Below are 16,934 nucleotides of genomic sequence, written 5' to 3'. Positions count from 1 at the left end.
CGCCGCACCCCCGACGCCGTACAGCGCATCCCCACCGCCGTCGACCCCGCCCCCGCCGCCCGCGACATCCGTGCCGCCCTCAGCCACGCCCCTGCCGCCGTCACCGACCGCCGCGCTTCTGCCGCCGTCCGCCCCGTCCCCGCCGCCGTCCACTCCGCCCCCGTCGCCGCCGTCCACGCCCGTACCGCCACCGGTCACACCCCCGCCCCGGCGGCCGCCGGGAGTGACGGCCGGGGCGGACGCGGCGGCGAGGTATCCGGACGGCAGGGTGATCGACTGTGGGGCGGGCCGTGGGGCGGCCGAAAGGGCGGCCAGGTCCGGCAGCTCCTCCGCCTGGTGCGGGAGGACCAGGGACTCCCCCGCCGAGGCGCCCGGCAGCACCGCCTCGACGGCGAAGCCCCGCACTCCGGAGGCGCTCGTCATCGGGCGGCTCACCAGCGTCACCCGCCGGCCGCCGGGCAGGGCGACGTCGACGGCGGCCCGCTGCCCGCGGGAGATCAGCTCGGCGGCCTTCTCCCTCAGGACGGCCTGGTCACGCGGGGGGAACTCGTCGGCCAGAGCGTCCAGGGCGATCCCGCCGTGCAGGCCGGCCCCGCCCCCGGCGGCCAGGTACGTGCGCAGCAGGGCGCGCTCGTGCGCGGAGCTCTGCCCCAGCAGCCGCCGCTCGATGTTCTCGGCCGCCCGGCGGATCGCCGCATCCAGCCCGGGCCGTTGGAAGCTGCGCGGATAACCGAAGCACAGGACGCCCTCGATCCGTCCGCTGAGCGGGTCGCGGACGGGCATCGCGACGCATGCGCTGCCCTGGGAGCGTTCCGCGAAGTGCTCGGCGCCGTAGACGCGGATGAGCTGCCGCTCGGCCAGGGCGAGGCCGATGCCGTTGGTGCCGGCGACCTGCTCGGCGAACACGAACCCCGGCACCCGCTGGATCGCCGGGAGCTTCCTGGCCATCGCGGGATCCCCGAACCGGCGCAGGAGGACCGTTCCGTTCGCGTCGGCGACCGAGATGTTGATCTGGCTGCCTGAGAACGCGTCCTGGAGCCGGTCGAGCACCGGCACGGCCGCGCGGACGATACGGCCCCCGGGGTCGAAGTCCTCCCGGTAGGGCAGGTCGGTCTGGTCTGGTGACAGGCCCAGTGACCGGCTGCGCCGCCACGAGTTCAGGATGGACGTCCGGACACCCGTGTCGACCGGCTGTCCCTCGAGAAACCGCTCGCGAAGCCGGGCGGGCCCCGTGCCGTCAGTCGCACGTCCCGCCGGCTTGGGTTCCTCGCCGGACCGAACCACGCTTCGCCTCGCTTGCGCCCGCCACATCCGCTACTCGGAAGAGAATCTGGCATTGACGAGGATACGGGCATTACGGGCACGCGTCACGGTGCGCCAGAGCCGTTCGGGCACCGCGCACGGAGCTACGCGCAGGGCGGAGCGCAGTCACCCCAGGAAACTCAACCGCACCTTCCGCTCCGGGTTGTCCTTGTTCGTGTCCACGAGGCACACCGACTGCCATGTCCCGAGCTCCAGCCGGCCGCCCAGCACGGGCAGGGTCGCGTGCGGCGGGACGAGGGCCGGCAGGACGTGGTCGCGTCCGTGGCCCGGACTGCCGTGCCGGTGCTGCCAGCGGTCGTCGGCGGGCAGCAGTGTGTGCAGTGCGGCCAGGAGGTCGTCGTCGCTGCCGGCACCGGTCTCGAGAACGGCGATTCCCGCCGTCGCGTGCGGGACGAAGACATTGAGGAGGCCGTCACGCCCGGCCGCCGCCTCCCGCAGGAAGGACTCGCAGTCGCCGGTGATGTCGACGACCCGCTCCGTGGATCCGGTGCGGACGTTCAGAACTCGGGTGGTGAAGACATCTGACATGCACCCCATCCTGACGCACGCGCCCGTTTTCCCCCGCCCCGCCGCCCGGTGGAGGTACCGGCGTCCACTTGACGAGACGCCCGTTGACCGTGCGCATGCCACCTGACTAGGTTCAGCCGCATGTTGCGTTCAGCCCTGCTCACCACGCGCGGTCACATCGACCTGCTGCGGGTGGCCTCCGCCGCGTGTCGCCGCGGCCGCTGACGCCCTTCCTCTCCTCACTTCCGGGTTCCCTCGCCCTGGTTCCGCCTGCCCGCTGAGCACCCCCGTTCTCGCCTGAACACTCCTGTTCTCGCCCGAACACCCTTGTTCTCGTTGCGCGGCCGCGGCGAGGCATGCCGCCCCCGCCCTCGCTCTCCCCCGTGGAGTCCTCATGAGCATCAGCCATGCCCCACCCAGGTCACCAGAAGCCGACATTTCGCCTATGTCAGCTCACGACCTCGACCTCCAGCCCCTCGTCCCCACCTCGTCCCGCCGCACCCGCGTCCCCCGCTGGCTGCGCCGTACCACCGGCCCGGTCCTGCTGCTGGCCCTGTGGCAACTCCTCAGCAGCACGGGCGCGTTGCAGCCGGACGTGCTCGCCTCGCCCGGCCGTATCGCCCAGGTCGCGGGGGACATGGTGGCCGACGGCTCGCTCCCCGCCGCCATGGGCACCTCGCTCCAGCGGGTGGCGGCCGGGCTGCTGCTGGGCCTCGTCGTCGGGACCGGACTGGCCCTGCTCTCGGGCCTGTTCCGGATCGGCGAGGATCTGGTGGACGCGCCCGTGCAGATGCTGCGGACCGTGCCGTTCGTGGGGCTCATCCCGCTGTTCATCATCTGGTTCGGCATCGGCGAGGCCCCCAAGGTCGCCATCATCACGCTCGGCGTGACCTTCCCGCTCTACCTCAACGTCTACGCCGGAATCCGCGGCGTGGACGCCCAGTTGATCGAGGCCGGGGAGTCCCTCGGACTGTCCCGGTGGGGACTCGTCCGGCACGTCGTCCTCCCGGGCGCGCTGCCGAACGCCATGACCGGTCTGCGCTACTCGCTCGGCATCGCCTGGCTCGCGCTGGTCTTCGCCGAGCAGGTCAACGCCGACTCCGGCATCGGGTTCCTCATGGTGCAGGCGCGGGACTTCCTGCGGACCGACGTGATCGTGGTCTGTCTGGTCGTCTACGCCTTCCTCGGCCTGCTCGCCGACTTCATCGTCCGCTCTCTCGAAAGGGTGCTGCTGCAATGGCGACCGACGTTCACCGGCCGGTGACCCCCCAGGCGGTCCATGTCGAAGGGCTCACGCGGGCCTTCGACGGCCGTGCCGTCATCGACGATCTGCGACTGGACGTCCGGCCGGGCGAGTTCGTGGCCCTGCTCGGGCGCAGCGGCTGCGGCAAGTCGACGCTGCTGCGGATCCTCGCCGGGCTCGACCGCGACATCGAGGGCACCGTCCTGGTGCCGCGCCGCAAGGCCGTCGCCTTCCAGGCGCCCCGGCTGATGCCGTGGAAGAGGGTCTGGCGCAACGTCCTGCTCGGTCTGCCCGGCAAGCCCGAACGGGCCGTCGCCGAGCAGGCCCTCGACGAGGTCGGCCTCGGCCACCGCTCGGCCGCCTGGCCCAAGACGCTCTCCGGTGGCGAGGCCCAACGCGCCTCGCTGGCCCGGGCGTTGGTACGCGAACCTGATCTGCTGCTGCTCGACGAGCCGTTCGGCGCGCTCGACGCCCTCACCCGCATCAAGGCCCAGCGGCTCGTCGGCGAGTTGTGGCAGCGGCGGGGCTGCGCGGTGCTCCTCGTCACCCACGACGTGGAGGAGGCCGTGCTGCTCGCCGACCGCGTCCTGGTGATGGACGGCGGCGTCATCGCCCACGAGCAGCGCGTCGACCTCGACCGCCCCCGCGACATCACCGACCCGCGCTTCGCCGCACTGCGCGCCGGCCTCCTCGAACGCCTCGGCGTCGAGGCGACGGCCGCCGAAGCCGCCTGAACTTCTGCACGCACGAACCACACGAACGGAACCGTCATGCGACGACGCCTCGCCCCCGCCGCCCTGCTTCTCCCCCTCGCCCTTCTGCTGACCGCCTGCGGCGGGAACTCGGCCGCCAGTACGTCGGAAGGCGGCACCGACGGCCACGGCCCCGTCACCCTCAACGTCGGCGACCAGAAGGGAGGTTCGGAGGCCATCCTGCGGGCCGCGGGGGAACTGAAGAACCTCGACTACAAGATCAAGTGGTCGACGTTCACCTCCGGCCCGCCCCTGCTGGAGGCCGTGAACGCCAAGGCCGTCGACATCGGCGGCGTCGGCAACACCCCGCCGGTGTTCGCGGCCGGGGCGGGTTCGAAGATCAAGGTCGTGGCCGCGTGGCACGGCACCTCCAAGGGCGACACCATCCTCGTGCCGGACGACTCGCCCCTGAGGAACCCCACGCAGCTCAAGGGCAAGTCGATCGCCGTCGCCCAGGGATCCTCCGCTCACTTCCAGCTGGTCGCGTCCCTGAAGAAGGCCGGACTGAAGCCGAGTGACGTCAAGGTCAAGTACCTCCAGCCGGCCGACGCACTCGCCGCGTTCACCGCCGGCAAGGTCGACGCGTGGGCGGTGTGGGACCCGTACACCTCGCAGGTGCTGAAGGGCGGGCAGGGCCGCGTCCTGACCGACGGTGACGGCGTGACCAACGGGCTCACCTTCCAGGTCGCGGCGCCGGACGCGCTCAAGGACAAGAAGAAGGCCGCCGCCGTCAAGGACTACCTGGAGCGGCTGCGGCGCGCCTACGCGTGGGTGTACGACCACGAGGAGGAGTGGGCGAAGGTCTGGGCGAAGGACACCGGGCTCCCCGAGGACGTGGCACTCGCGGCGGTGAAGCGCACCTACACCACCCGGGTCGAGGTCGCCGTCGACAAGCCGCTGATCGCCTCCGAGCAGAAGATCGCCGACACGTTCACGGCGTTGAAGCTCATCCCGCGCAAGGTCGACTTCGCCGACTTCACCGACACCCGGTTCAACGGCGGCCTGCCTCCGTCCACCACCCAGGCCCGCCCTTCCACCGGGTCGTGAAGCGGAGCCGTGCGGGCCGTCCCTCGGGAAGATCCATGGGCCCGGCAGGGTTGGTAGAAGCGTGAACAACACACGCGAGGTCGAGGTAGTCGTCATAGGCGCCGGTCAGGCCGGTCTGGCCGGCGCCTATCACCTGCGGCGATCCGGTTTCGAGCCGGACCGCGACTTCGTCGTGCTGGACCACTCCCCCGGCCCCGGCGGCGCCTGGCAGTTCCGCTGGCCGTCGCTGACGTACGACAGGGTGCACGGGATGCACGCGCTGCCGGGGATGGAGCTCACCAACGGGGATCCGACGCGGCCGTCGGCCGAGGTCATCAGCGACTACTTCGACCGGTACGAGCGGACCTTCGACCTGCGAGTGCGGCGCCCCGTCGACGTGCGGGCCGTGCGCGAGGGGCCCGGCGGGCGGCTGCTGGTGGAGACCTCGCAGGGCGTGTGGTCGACGCGGGCGCTGATCAACGCGACCGGCACCTGGGACCGGCCGTTCTGGCCACGTTATCCGGGCCAGGAGACCTTCCGGGGGCGGCAGTTGCACACCGCGCAGTACGCAGGGCCGGAGGAGTTCGCCGGGCAGCGGGTGGTCGTGGTGGGCGGTGGCGCCTCCGGCACGCAGCATCTGCTGGAGATCGCCTCGTACGCGGCCGCCACCACCTGGGTGACCCGGCGTCCGCCCGTCTTCCGCGAGGGTCCCTTCGACGAGGACGCCGGCAGGGCGGCCGTCGCGCTCGTCAAGGAACGGGTGCGGCAGGGGCTGCCGCCCAGGAGTGTCGTCTCGGTCACCGGGCTGCCACTGAACGACGCGGTCCGGCAGGGCATCGAGGACGGGGTGCTCGACCGGCAGCCGATGTTCGACCGCGTCACGCCCACGGGAGTGGACTGGCGGGACGGCCGTCACGTCGACGCCGACGTCATCCTCTGGGCCACCGGCTTCCGCCCTGCCATCGACCACCTCACTCCGCTGCGCCTGCGCGAGCCGGGCGGCGGCATCCGTATGGAGGGCACCCGCGCGGCCGCCGACCCGCGTATCCACCTCGTGGGCTACGGCCCGTCGGCCAGCACCATCGGCGCCAACCGCGCCGGCCGCGCGGCCGTCCGCGACATCAGGCGGCTGCTGGCGCGGGAGCCGATCGCCGCGTGAGGCACGGGCGGGTCATCCGGCCGCCCGCGCGCCGTCCTTCTTCTGGCGCGCGTTGAACTCCGCGACGTTCCGCTGGTGTTCCGCGTAGTCCGCGGTGAAGCGGGTGTCGCCCGGGCGAACCGTGACGAAGTACAGCCAGTCGCCCGGGGGCGGGTTGATGGCGGCGCGCAAGGCCTCCTCGCCGGGGTTGTCGATGGGGGTGGGGGGCAGGCCCATGCGCTGGTACGAGTTGTAGGGGCTGTCGATGCGGGTGTCGCTCGCCGTGGTGCGCAGGGTGGAGCGGCCGAGCGCGTAGTTGATGGTGGAGTCCATCTGCAGCGGCATGCCGCGTTCGAGGCGGTTGAAGACGACCCGGGCGACCTTGCCCATGTCGGCCTTGGTGGCCGCCTCCGCCTGGACGAGGCTCGCGATGGTGACGGCCTGGTAGACGTTCATGGCGTTGCGCTGCGCTCCCGCGGCGATGGGCGCGCCGTTGAACCTCTCGTTCGCGGTGTCGACCATCAGCGCCAGGAGCTTCTCCGGGGTCGTCTTCTCCTGGAGCGGATAGACCGCCGGGAAGAGGTAGCCCTCCGGGTTGCCCTCGGCGTCGTTCGGCAGTTTGAGGGCGGCCTTCGCCAGGGACTTCTTCGTGCTGCCGGGAGGCAGGGCGAGGGCCTTGTCGACGGCGGCGTAGACCTGGCTCGCGCGCCAGCCCTCCGGGATCACCAGGGTCGCGGGCCGGGCGTCCTCCTCGGCCCCCAGGGTCAGCAGCGGCACCGCCACGGCGGTACCGACCACGACGGCTCCGGTCGCGACGAGGGCGATACGGCCCCGGCGCGTCAGTCGAATCGTGCTCCGTGGCGGAGTGTTCTTCTGCATGCGGGCACGGTAACCCGCATATCGCCACAAACCCGGCATATTTTCATCTTGTCGGTTCCAGTTGGGCGTCCCGGCGTACGAGCGCCGCGTACCGGCCGTGCCGCTCGAGCAGTTCCTCGTGCGTACCGAGTTCGACGGCGCGCCCCGAGTCGAGGACCACGATCTGGTCGGCGCCCCGGACCGTGGACAGCCGGTGGGCGATGGTGAGCGTGGTGCGGTTCGCCGACAGCGCGTCGATGGCGTCCTGCACGGCCGCCTCGGTCCGGGTGTCCAGCGCGCTGGTGGCCTCGTCGAGGATGAGGACCGGCGGGTCGCGCAGGATCGTGCGGGCGATGGCCAGGCGCTGCTTCTCGCCGCCGGAGAAGCGGTGGCCGCGCTCACCGACGACCGTGTCGTAGCCGTCGGGCAGGGACGCGATGTGGTCGTGGATCTGCGCCGCCTTCGCCGCCTGGTGCAGTTCCTCGTCGGTGGCGTCGGGCTTGGCGAAGCGCAGGTTGTCGGCGACCGAGGCGTGGAAGAGGTACGTCTCCTGCGAGACGACGCCGACCGCGCGCGCCAGGGTGTCGAAGTCGAGGTCGCGGACGTCGACCCCGTCGAGAGTGACGCGTCCGCCCGTCACGTCGTAGAGGCGGGGGACCAGGTAGCCGAGCGTGGACTTGCCGGCGCCGGTCGGGCCGACGACGGCGAGGCTGCCGCCGGCCGGGACGGTGAGGTCGATGCCGTCGAGGACGGGGCCGTCCTTGTCGTCGTAGCCGAACGAGACCTTCTCGAAGCGGACCTCTCCCTTGACCCGGTCGAGGTGGACCGGGTCCGCGCGCTCGGTGATGTCGATCGGCAGGTCGAGGTACTCGAAGATGCGCTGGAAGAGGGCGAGCGAGGTCTGGATCTGCACTCCGGTCGACAGCAGGCTCACGGCCGGGCGGAACAGGCCCTGCTGGAGCGAGACGAAGGCGACGATCGTGCCGAGGGAGACCTCGGGGCCGCCCAGCTGGAGGGCCATGCCGGCGGTCCAGTAGATGACGGCGGGCAGAGCCGCCATGACGATCGTGATGACGGCCATGCGCCAGCGGCCGGCCATGTTGGACCGTACCTCCAGGTCGACGAGTTCCTCGGACTCGTCGGCGAAGGACTTGGTCAGCGAGTCGGAGCGCCCCATCGTGCGGCCGAGCAGGATGCCGCTGACGGAGAGCGACTCGGTGACCGTGGCGGCCATGGCGGCCATCTGCTTCTGGCGCTGGGTGGTGATCTTCCGGCGTTCGTTGCCGACGCGGCGGCTGATCCACACGAACACCGGCAGCAACAGCAGCGAGACGACGGTCAGGCGCCAGTCGAGGACGACCATCGCGACGATCGTGGCGACGACGCTGGTGAGGTTGGAGACCAGGGACGTCGCGGTGGAGGTGACGGTGGCCTGCATGCCGCCGATGTCGTTGGCGATGCGGGACTGCACCTCGCCCGTGCGGGTGCGCGTGAAGAACGCGAGGGACATGCGCTGGAGCCGGCCGTAGACGGCCGTGCGCAGGTCGTGCATGACGCGCTGGCCGACCGTCGTGGAGATCAGGGTCTGGAGGACACCGAAGACGCTGGTGAGGACGGCGCTGAGGATCATGCCGAGGGCGAGCAGGCTGAGCAGGCCGGTGCGCCCCTGCGGGATCGCGACGTCGAGGATCTCCTTCAGCAGGAAGGGCGTGGCGACCGAGACCAGCGACGCGGCGCCGACCAGCAGGCCGACGACCGCCAGGCGGCCCCGGTAGGGGCGGAAGAGCCTGAGGATGCGGCGGACCTGCCGGGGCTGTTCCTTCACGTCGGCGGGTGCGCTCCAGGGGGCTTCATGGTCGGGATGCATGGGCTCCTTCGAGAGGGCGATACGGGCGGCGGCACAGGGGCGGGGCGAGGGCCGGAGAATCGGATCGTAGCTCATTGTTACCTATACTCACAATGAACATCATCCTGATATTGTTCCCGTATGACCTCCCCCGATTCCGACGGCCTGCTCGCCGAGCAGCTGCTGCGGCTCACCCGCCGGGTGCACCGCATCCAGAAGCACCATCTGGAGCACCGCGACCTCGGCATCACACCGGCTCAGTCCCGGCTGCTGCGCACTCTCGCGCACTGGGGTTCGCCGCCGCGGATGGCCGACCTGGCCGAGCGCCTGGAGGTGGTGCCGCGAGCCGTGACGACGCTGGTCGACGGGCTGGAGGCGAGCGGCAAGGTGCGGCGGGTCCCGGACCCGGCGAACCGGCGGGTGATCCGCATCGAGCTCACGGACGACGGCCGCAAGGCGCTGGGCGAACTGCGGGCGGCGCGCAGGTCGGCCGCGGAGGAGATCCTCGCGCCGCTGACGGAGGAACAGCGCGAGGCGCTCGGAGGGTTGCTGAACATGCTGATCGACGGAACGCCGGTGCGGCGGTGCTGAAGCGCGTTCGCGCTCGGAACGCCGGTGCGGCGGTGCTGAAGCGCATTCACGCGCGGGCACGCGAAACGGGCCGCGGCCGCCGCTCTCCTGCTGGAGCGGTGGCCGCGGCCCGGTCGGTCTTGGTCAACTGACCTCGGGGGCCGGCTCCTTGGGCTTCTGGGTGGGGATGCCGGGCGCCGGGTTCGCCGCCCCGGGGGCTTCGGCGTCGCCGTCGCCGCCACCGCCACCGCCGTCCAGCTCGTCGTCGGGCGCGGAGGTGTCCTCCCCGTCGAGCGTCTTCCTGGCCCGCTCGATGTCCAGCGCGCCCTCCCAGCGGGACACCGCGAATACGGCGACACAGTTGCCGAGCAGGTTCGTGACGACGCGCATCGAGTCCATGATGCGGTCCACGCCGAGCAGCAGGGCGACGGCTCCGGCCGGGATGGCACCCAGGGACGAGGCCGTCGCCGACAGGGCGAGGAACGCCGAACCGGGGATGCCCGCCATGCCCTTGCTGGTCAGCATCAGCACCAGGACCACGGTGATCTGCTGACCCAGGCTCAGATCCACGCCCACGGCCTGGGCGATGAACAGCGTGCCGATCGACAGGTAGAGCGAGGCGCCGTCGAGGTTGAAGGAGTAGCCCGTGGGCAGTACCAGACCCACCGCGTCGTCGCGGGCACCGGCCCGGCGCAGCTTCTGCATCACGCGCGGCATGACCGACTCGGTGGACGCGGTGCCGAGCGCGAGCAGCATCTCCTCGCGGATGTAGCGCAGGAACTTCCAGAGGCTGAGCCCGGTCACCAGCCGCAGGGCGACGGCGAGCAGTGCGACGAACAGCGCGGCCGCCACGTAGCAGAGCACGATGAGCTTGGCGTACGTCTTCATCACGCCCAGCCCGTAGTTGCCGACCAGGTGGGCCATCGCGCCGAACACCGCGAGCGGGGCGAGCCGCATGATGAACCCGACGACCGTGAAGATCACGTCCTGGGCCTGGTCGACGGCGGGCAGGATCTTCGGCACCCTGGTGTGTCCGAGGTGCAGCAGGGCGGCGCCCACCAGGCAGGCCAGGATGAGGACTTGGAGCAGTTCGTTCTCGGCGAAGGCGCCGACGAAGCTCTCGGGCAGCGCGTTGAGGACGAACTCGGTCGTCGAGGGCAGTTGGCCACCGCCCGTCGTCTGGTTCACCGCGGCGGCGTCCAGCGAGGAGGGGTCGACGTTCATGCCCTTGCCGGGCCCGACGACGTTGGCGGCGACGAGGCCGATGACCAGGGCGGCGGTGGAGGCGACCTCGAACCAGATCAGGGCCTTGACCCCGATCCGGCCGAACGCCTTCAGGTCACCGGCCTTGGCGATGCCGACGACGACCACGCAGAACACCAGCGGCGAGATCACCGTCTTGATGAGCCGGGTGAAACCGTCGCCGAGCGGCTGGAGAGCCCTGGCCGTGTCCGGCCACAGCTTCCCGACGAGGATTCCGAGGACGAGCGCGCAGAGGACCTGCGCGAAGAGTGAGGTACGCAGGGTGCGTGCGACGCGCCGCGGCAGGGACGGTACGGACGGTGGCACGAGGCCTCCTTGGGGACGGGACACACAGAGGCCGGAGGGGACTTCTGCGATACGGAAAGCAGCTTCCGTAGCCGTACACATTGGAGGCTGTCTTGATCGCGCACAAGACCGCAACGTTTCAGCCACGTAAAAGCGTCCCGAGTGGCGCATGTCACATGAGCCACTCAGGCCTCTTCAGCAACGACGGCGGTCTCCCGTGAGCACCCCCTGAACGGTGGTCAGCGTGCGGTCGTAGCAGCCGGTCGAGCCGTACAGCCGGTAGCGCTCACGCGTCGTACCGACCGCGTGCCGCTGATCGCGGGGCACGTTCGCCGTGTACGTGGCGTCGCCCGTATAGGAGTCGTCGAGCCGTGACCACGCCGTACGGCGGCCGTCGCGCGTCTCGACGGCCGTGGCGCGGTCGCCGAGGGCCAGCACGGTGCGCAGCCGGTCACCCGCGCCGAGGGTCGTCGTACCGTCCATGGTGTAGGTCCGGTGCGTGCGGGTGGTGTGGGCCGGTCCGCGTCCGTCGACGGTCACCGACTCGTCGTCGGTCCAGGTGGCTGCGAGGGCGTCGGTCGTCTCGCCGTCCGTCCAGCGGTGCTCGGAGGTGTGGGCGAGCGAACGGCCGACGGTGGTCATGACGCGGCCGTGCGAGGTGTCGACGTATCCGGCGACGGTCAGCCGGTGGGCGCCCTCGGTGTCGACCCGGTGCTGTGAACCCGGCGTATACGACGAGGAGCCGGTGAGGTCGCCCACCTTGTGCACGGTGAGCTTCCCGGGCACGTGGGCGCGCTGGTCGTCCTGCCAGACGAGCACGTTCACGGGGGTGCTCCAGCCGGTCTGCCCCTCGGGCACGCCGACGACCGAGACCTCGACGCGGTGCGGACGGCCGTCGTTGAGGAGCCCGGCGAAAGGGGTGAGGTCGTAGGTGATCGGCTTGATGTCGAAGGCGCGCGGGCCCGGGATCACGTACCAGAGGAACGGGTTGGACCAGCCGCCGGTCCACACGGTGGGGAACGGTGCGGCGATGCCCGCGAGACGGCCGTCCACGCTGATCCGCACCTCGCGGTAGGGGCCTCGGCCCGCCTTGCAGGAGTACGGCGCCGGGTCGGGCACCGTCAGGTACCAGTACTCCTCGCAGCCGCCGCCGGAGCCGGTGGCGTACACCTCGGCGACGACGCGTTCGCTGTTGCGCGGGGTCGTGAGGGTGGTCGCGCCGTCAGCCCCTCGGTCGAGGGTGAGTACTCGGTCGGGGGTGCTCTTCCGGTCCGGGCGGCCCTGATGGAACGTCAGAGTGACCTTGACGTCGAGGACGCCCGTGTAAGTGCCGTCGACGACGTTCCCGATGAGCATCTCGACGTCCTGCCGGCCGCGGAAGGTGTCGCTGTAGCGGGTGACGTCCTTCTCCACCGACCACTCGATGCCGTCGGGCGAGGGCTGCGGTGTCGAGGTGCGGAAGATCTCGACCCCGCCGACGTGCAGATAGCCGAGCCGGTCGTACTGGCGCCCCTTGACCTTGCCGTCGAGCCGCAGCACCACCTTGCTCCAGCGGTCACCGCAGTCGCCGGGCGGGGTGTACGTGCCCCGGTACGGGGTGAAGTCGCGGAACTGCGCCTGGGCGACGGTGACTTCGCAGGACCTGCCGCCGGGCTCGGTGATGGGCGGGGCGGCCGTGACCGGGTCGTGCCAGTCGGTGCCGAACTCGGCGGGGACGTCGGCCGCACGGGCAGGACCGGCCCCCAGGAGGGTGCTCGCCAGGAGGGTCGCTCCGGCAAGCATGGACATGACGATCCGTCTCTTCATGGGCGGTGTTCTACGGGGAGTCCGCCGCCTCCGCAATGCGCACCGGCCCGCCGAGCCGCCCTGTTCCCACCTCTGTCGGCCGGTTCCGTTCGGCGGGTCGAAAACCGGTTGCCCCCGACCACGTGGCGAAGCGAACCTGTCACGGTTTGCTGCCCTCGGCCGAACCCTCCTCCCCCATTCCCCCTCACCCATTCCCCCATCCCCCTGACACGAGCCACTGGGACGTCATGCAGATTCAAGACCTTCCGTACCCCGACCCGGGCGTGCCGGACGCGCGTTCGGGTCCCCGATTCCTGTGGTGGCTCTTCCGCAACCAGCTGGACGGGCAGCTCAAGTCGCTGGCCTGGGGGCTGCTGCACTTCGCCTCCGTCGCCGCGCTGCCGTTCTGCGTCGGTGTCGCCGTACAGGCCGTCGTCGACCGCTCCGGCGGGCAACTCGCCCTGGCGGGCGGCCTGCTGGTGCTCGCCTGTGTCGGCAACGCCGTCGGCGACACCTTCCTGCACCGCACCGCCATCACGAACTGGATCACGGCGGCCGCCCGCGTCCAGCAGCTCCTCGCCCGCAAGGCCGCCCAGTTGGGCTCGGCGCTGACCCGGCGCGTCGCGGCCGGTGAGGTCGTGGCGGTCTCCACGGGTGACGTCGAGAAGATCGGCTGGTTCGTGGAGGCCTGGTCGCGCTTCACCGCGGCGCTGGTCACCATCGTGCTGGTCTGCGTCGCACTGCTCGTCTACCAGCCCGCGCTCGGCGTGGTCGTCGCCGTGGGGCTGCCCGTGCTGGCGCTCGCCGTGCTGCCCCTGCTGCCCCGCGCCACCCGGCGGGCCGATGTGCAGCGCGAGAAGGCCGGACGCGCCACCGAGCTCGCCTCGGACACCGTCGCCGGTCTGCGCGTGCTGCGCGGCATCGGCGGTGAGGAACTGTTCCTCGACCGCTACCGCCGTGCCTCCCAGGAGGTCCGGCACGCGGCGGTGCGCAGCGCCCGGATGTGGTCCCTGATCTCCGCGATCCAGGTCCTGCTGCCGGGACTGCTGCTCATCGCCGTCGTCTGGTACGGCGTGCACCTGGCCCGCCAGGGCCGGATCACCGTCGGCGAACTGGTCACCGTCTACAGCTCGGTGATGGTCCTGACCTATCCGCTGCGGCACTTCGAGGAGATCGCCATGGCGTACTCCTTCTCCCGGCCGTCCGCCAAACGGGCCGCGGGCGTACTGGCGCTGGAGCGGGCCACCGACACCGCCGGGTCGCGCGGGGCCGAGCTCCCGTCCGGAGACCTGTACGACCCGGAAACCGGGCTGCTCGCGCGCACCGGCCGGCTCACCGCCGTGGTGTGCGGCGACCCGGACGCGGCCGGCCGGCTGGCGGAGCGGCTGGGCGGGCACCCTCCGCAGGAGGGCAACTCGGTGCTGCTCGGCGGTGTGCCGCTCGACGAACTCCCGCTGGACACTGCCCGTACGGCCGTCCTCGTCCAGGACAAGGACCCGGTCCTGCTGTCCGGCACACTGCGCGAACTGCTCGACGTACCCGCCTCGGGCGACGTCGAGCCGCGGGCTGCGCTGGCCGCCGCCCAGTGCGACGACGTGCTGGCGGCGCTGGTGCAGGGCTCGGTGGACGCCGCCGATCCCCTGGACGCGCGGATCACCGAACGCGGCCGGTCCCTGTCCGGCGGCCAGCGGCAGCGCCTCGCGCTCGCCCGGTCGCTGATCACGGACCCGGAGGTGCTCGTTCTGGACGAGCCGACCTCGGCCGTCGACTCGCACACCGAGGCCCGGATCGCGCAGGGTGTGCGGGAGTTGCGCGCGGGGCGCACGACCGTGGTGTTCACCTCCTCGCCGCTGCTGCTGGACCGCGCCGACCGGATCGTGTTCCTGCACGACGGCGAGGTCGCGGCGACCGGCACGCATCGCGAGCTGCTGCACACCGAGCCCCGCTACCGCGCGGTGGTCACCCGCGAGACGGACGACGAGGTCGCGCTGACCGGCTCCGTCGCCCTGAAGGACGTCCTGCACGAACTGGAAGAGATCGAGGAGAAGGCATGATCGGCGTGGCGCCACCGGCGTACGACCCGGCCGCCCCGACGACGGCGAACACACTGCCGGTCGGCGCCCCCACGACCGTCCGCGCCTACGTGGCCGAACTGCTGCGCCGGCACCGCCGGGCGTTCGTGCTGCTCGTCGCCGTCAACACGGTAGCTGTCATCGCCTCGATGGCCGGTCCGTGGCTGCTGGGCGGAGTCGTGGAGCGGGTCTCCGACGGGGCGCGGGATCTGCGGCTGGAACTCACCGCGGGGCTGTTCGTGGCGGCGCTGGCCGTCCAGGCCCTGTTCGTCCGCCAGGTGCGGCTGCGCGGCGCGATGCTGGGCGAGCGGATGCTGGCCGACCTGCGCGAGGACTTCCTCGTCCGGTCGGTCGGGCTGCCGCCGGGCGTGCTGGAGCGGGCCGGGACCGGCGATCTGCTGTCGCGGATCACCACGGACATCGACCGGCTGGCCAACGCCATGCGTGAGGCCGTGCCGCAGCTGTCGATCGGCGTGGTGTGGGTCGTGCTGCTCATGGGCGGGCTGGTCGTCACGGCGCCGCCGCTGGCGCTCGCCGTGCTGCTCGCCCTGCCGCTGCTGATCGTCGGCTGCCGCTGGTACTTCCGGCGGGCACCGGCCGCCTACCGCTCGGAGGCCGCCGGGTACGCCGCCGTGGCCGCCGCGCTCGCCGAGACCGTGGACGCCGGGCGCACCGTCGAGGCGCACCGCCTCGGTGACCGGCGCGTCGCGCTGTCCGAGCGCCGGATCAAGGAATGGACGGCCTGGGAGCGCTACACGTTGTGGCTGCGGTCGGTGCTCTTCCCGGTCATCAACGTCACCCACGTGACCGTGCTCGGTTCGGTCCTCCTGGTCGGCGGCGTGTTCGCCCTGCACGGCTGGATCGACGTCGGCCAGCTCACGACGGGCGCGCTGATCGCCCAGATGCTCGTCGACCCGGTGGGCATGATCCTGCGCTGGTACGACGAACTCCAGGTCGCCCAGGTGTCGCTGGCCCGGCTCGTCGGGGTCCGGGACATCGAGCCGGACGCCGGCGACCCCTCCGTGTCCCCCGACGGACGCCACGTGCGTGCCGACCGTGTGCACTTCGGCTACGTGGAGGGCGTGGACGTCCTGCGCAAGGTGTCCCTGGAGGTCTCCCCCGGCACCCGGCTGGCCCTGGTCGGCCCCTCGGGTGCGGGCAAGTCGACGCTGGGGCGGCTGCTCGCCGGGATCTACGCGCCCCGGGACGGCCGGATCACGCTGGGCAGCGCCGAGTTGTCCCGGATGCCGGCGGAACGCGTCCGCGCCCATGTCGCCCTCGTCAACCAGGAGCACCACGTCTTCGTGGGCTCCCTGCGCGACAACCTCCGGCTCGCCCGGACCGGTGCCGGCGACGCCGAGCTGTGGGCGGCGCTGGGCGCGGTCGACGCGGACGGCTGGGCCCGGGCGCTCGACGACGGCCTGGACACCGAGGTCGGCTCGGGCGGCCTGACGCTCACCCCGGCCCAGGCCCAGCAGATCGCCCTGGCCCGCCTGGTGCTGGCGGATCCGCACACGCTGGTCCTGGACGAGGCGACGTCCCTGCTCGACCCGCGCGCCGCCCGCCACCTGGAACGATCCCTGGCCAAGGTCCTCGACGGCCGCACCGTCGTCGCCATCGCCCACCGCCTCCACACCGCCCACGACGCGGACGTCATCGCCGTCGTCGAGAACGGCCGCATCAGCGAACTGGGCAGCCACGAGGAACTGGTGGCGGCGGACGGGGCGTATGCGGCGCTGTGGAGGTCTTGGCACGGGTGACGAGCGGGTGCGGAGGGCCGTGAGACTCGCCGCGTCGGCGTGCCGGGCCGGGACGGACCGGGGGCTGGCCGGGCCTTGGGCGGATCGGGGCTGGCCGGGCCTTGGGCGGATCGGGGCTGGCCCGTGACGGCGGGCACGGCGGCGAGACCGGCCGCCATGACCAGGCCGCCCGCCACCGGCACCCCGATGCGGGCTGCCCGGGCCCGGGCGGCACCGGAGCGGTTTCTTGAACGACCGGCTCTCCGGGCCCTCCCTCCGGCGGGGCCCGGGGCTTGTCGGGCCCGGCCCCTGGTCGGCCCGGGGCCAGACGCGGCGCGGGCAAGGCCCGGACCCGGACTCGGCACCCGGCTGGGCCGGGGGCCAGACGCGGCGCGGAGCAAGGCCCGGACTCGGCGCGGCACCCGGCTCGGCCGGGGGCCAGACGCGGCGCGGAGCAAGGCCCGGACTCGGCGCGGCACCCGGCTCGGCCGGGGGCCAGACGCGGCGCGGAGCAAGGCCCGGACTCG

General features: G+C 72.0%; 14 protein-coding genes. 8 read left to right on the top strand and 6 right to left on the bottom strand.

Annotated features, from left to right (window positions below):
• A partial coding sequence (locus AC07F0_RS26380) for a sigma-54-dependent transcriptional regulator family protein (protein WP_478982397.1) occupies positions 1–1,284 on the bottom strand: 1,284 nt, incomplete at its 3' end.
• Positions 1,285–1,428: 144 nt separating this feature from the next.
• Positions 1,429–1,851: a secondary thiamine-phosphate synthase enzyme YjbQ gene (locus AC07F0_RS26375; protein WP_037671216.1), complete on the bottom strand. Its 423-nt coding sequence runs from the start codon at positions 1,849–1,851 to the stop codon at positions 1,429–1,431.
• 120 nt (positions 1,852–1,971) lie between these two features.
• Between AC07F0_RS26375 and AC07F0_RS26370 the strand changes: the two genes are divergently transcribed.
• From AC07F0_RS26370 to AC07F0_RS26350, 5 genes are all read left to right on the top strand, one after another.
• A complete protein-coding gene (locus tag AC07F0_RS26370) occupies positions 1,972–2,055 on the top strand; it encodes a putative leader peptide (protein ID WP_313884353.1) in 84 nt (27 codons plus the stop codon).
• A 169-nt stretch (positions 2,056–2,224) separates the two neighbouring features.
• Positions 2,225–3,094 (top strand): ABC transporter permease, encoded by an 870-nt coding sequence (locus AC07F0_RS26365; protein WP_478982394.1) that lies wholly within the window; start codon positions 2,225–2,227, stop codon positions 3,092–3,094.
• Entirely contained in the window at positions 3,067–3,807 is a 741-nt protein-coding gene (locus tag AC07F0_RS26360; RefSeq protein ID WP_356923698.1) for an ABC transporter ATP-binding protein, read from the top strand. The genes AC07F0_RS26365 and AC07F0_RS26360 overlap by 28 nt, the downstream gene beginning before the upstream one ends.
• A 36-nt stretch (positions 3,808–3,843) precedes the next feature.
• Positions 3,844–4,872: an ABC transporter substrate-binding protein gene (locus AC07F0_RS26355; protein WP_478982392.1), complete on the top strand. Its 1,029-nt coding sequence runs from the start codon at positions 3,844–3,846 to the stop codon at positions 4,870–4,872.
• A gap of 61 nt (positions 4,873–4,933) precedes the next feature.
• Positions 4,934–6,010, top strand: a complete 1,077-nt coding sequence (locus tag AC07F0_RS26350; RefSeq protein WP_478982390.1) for an NAD(P)-binding domain-containing protein — start codon at positions 4,934–4,936, stop codon at positions 6,008–6,010.
• Between the two features lie 12 nt (positions 6,011–6,022).
• Here the strand turns inward: AC07F0_RS26350 and mltG are convergent, their stop codons facing one another.
• Together mltG and AC07F0_RS26340 are read right to left on the bottom strand one after the other, a co-directional pair.
• Positions 6,023–6,868: an endolytic transglycosylase MltG gene (mltG, locus tag AC07F0_RS26345; RefSeq protein ID WP_478982388.1), complete on the bottom strand. Its 846-nt coding sequence runs from the start codon at positions 6,866–6,868 to the stop codon at positions 6,023–6,025.
• A gap of 43 nt (positions 6,869–6,911) precedes the next feature.
• Entirely contained in the window at positions 6,912–8,714 is a 1,803-nt protein-coding gene (locus AC07F0_RS26340) for an ABC transporter ATP-binding protein (protein ID WP_478982386.1), read from the bottom strand.
• A 120-nt stretch (positions 8,715–8,834) separates the two neighbouring features.
• Between AC07F0_RS26340 and AC07F0_RS26335 the strand changes: the two genes are divergently transcribed.
• Entirely contained in the window at positions 8,835–9,284 is a 450-nt protein-coding gene (locus AC07F0_RS26335) for a MarR family winged helix-turn-helix transcriptional regulator (RefSeq protein WP_436730912.1), read from the top strand.
• Between the two features lie 123 nt (positions 9,285–9,407).
• Here the strand turns inward: AC07F0_RS26335 and AC07F0_RS26330 are convergent, their stop codons facing one another.
• Positions 9,408–10,832, bottom strand: a complete 1,425-nt coding sequence (locus AC07F0_RS26330) for a cation:dicarboxylate symporter family transporter (RefSeq protein WP_478982384.1) — start codon at positions 10,830–10,832, stop codon at positions 9,408–9,410.
• 174 nt (positions 10,833–11,006) lie between these two features.
• The gene (locus AC07F0_RS26325) at positions 11,007–12,617 is read right to left on the bottom strand and encodes a peptide-N4-asparagine amidase (RefSeq protein ID WP_478982382.1); all 1,611 of its coding nucleotides are present in this window, start codon (positions 12,615–12,617) and stop codon (positions 11,007–11,009) included.
• A gap of 227 nt (positions 12,618–12,844) precedes the next feature.
• Here AC07F0_RS26325 and AC07F0_RS26320 point away from each other — a divergent pair, with 227 nt between their 5' ends.
• Both AC07F0_RS26320 and AC07F0_RS26315 read left to right on the top strand, forming a co-directional pair.
• Entirely contained in the window at positions 12,845–14,650 is a 1,806-nt protein-coding gene (locus AC07F0_RS26320) for an ABC transporter ATP-binding protein (protein WP_478982380.1), read from the top strand.
• Positions 14,647–16,428, top strand: a complete 1,782-nt coding sequence (locus AC07F0_RS26315; protein WP_478982377.1) for an ABC transporter ATP-binding protein — start codon at positions 14,647–14,649, stop codon at positions 16,426–16,428. Before AC07F0_RS26320 ends, AC07F0_RS26315 begins: the two co-directional genes overlap by 4 nt.
• Positions 16,429–16,934 lie beyond the last annotated feature (506 nt).

It is taken from the genome of Streptomyces sp. NPDC045955 (assembly GCF_056430805.1).
Note: the sequence above shows the minus strand (reverse complement) of the source record. Positions and strands in the feature narration are given on the sequence as shown.

Coding starts and splice junctions, on each gene's coding strand:
- AC07F0_RS26375 (WP_037671216.1), bottom strand. CDS start 1,851: ATGTCAGATGTCTTCACCACCCGAGTTCTGAACGTCCGCACCGGATCC.
- AC07F0_RS26370 (WP_313884353.1), top strand. CDS start 1,972: ATGTTGCGTTCAGCCCTGCTCACCACGCGCGGTCACATCGACCTGCTG.
- AC07F0_RS26365 (WP_478982394.1), top strand. CDS start 2,225: ATGAGCATCAGCCATGCCCCACCCAGGTCACCAGAAGCCGACATTTCG.
- AC07F0_RS26360 (WP_356923698.1), top strand. CDS start 3,067: ATGGCGACCGACGTTCACCGGCCGGTGACCCCCCAGGCGGTCCATGTC.
- AC07F0_RS26355 (WP_478982392.1), top strand. CDS start 3,844: ATGCGACGACGCCTCGCCCCCGCCGCCCTGCTTCTCCCCCTCGCCCTT.
- mltG (WP_478982388.1), bottom strand. CDS start 6,868: ATGCAGAAGAACACTCCGCCACGGAGCACGATTCGACTGACGCGCCGG.
- AC07F0_RS26340 (WP_478982386.1), bottom strand. CDS start 8,714: ATGCATCCCGACCATGAAGCCCCCTGGAGCGCACCCGCCGACGTGAAG.
- AC07F0_RS26335 (WP_436730912.1), top strand. CDS start 8,835: ATGACCTCCCCCGATTCCGACGGCCTGCTCGCCGAGCAGCTGCTGCGG.
- AC07F0_RS26325 (WP_478982382.1), bottom strand. CDS start 12,617: ATGAAGAGACGGATCGTCATGTCCATGCTTGCCGGAGCGACCCTCCTG.
- AC07F0_RS26320 (WP_478982380.1), top strand. CDS start 12,845: ATGCAGATTCAAGACCTTCCGTACCCCGACCCGGGCGTGCCGGACGCG.
- AC07F0_RS26315 (WP_478982377.1), top strand. CDS start 14,647: ATGATCGGCGTGGCGCCACCGGCGTACGACCCGGCCGCCCCGACGACG.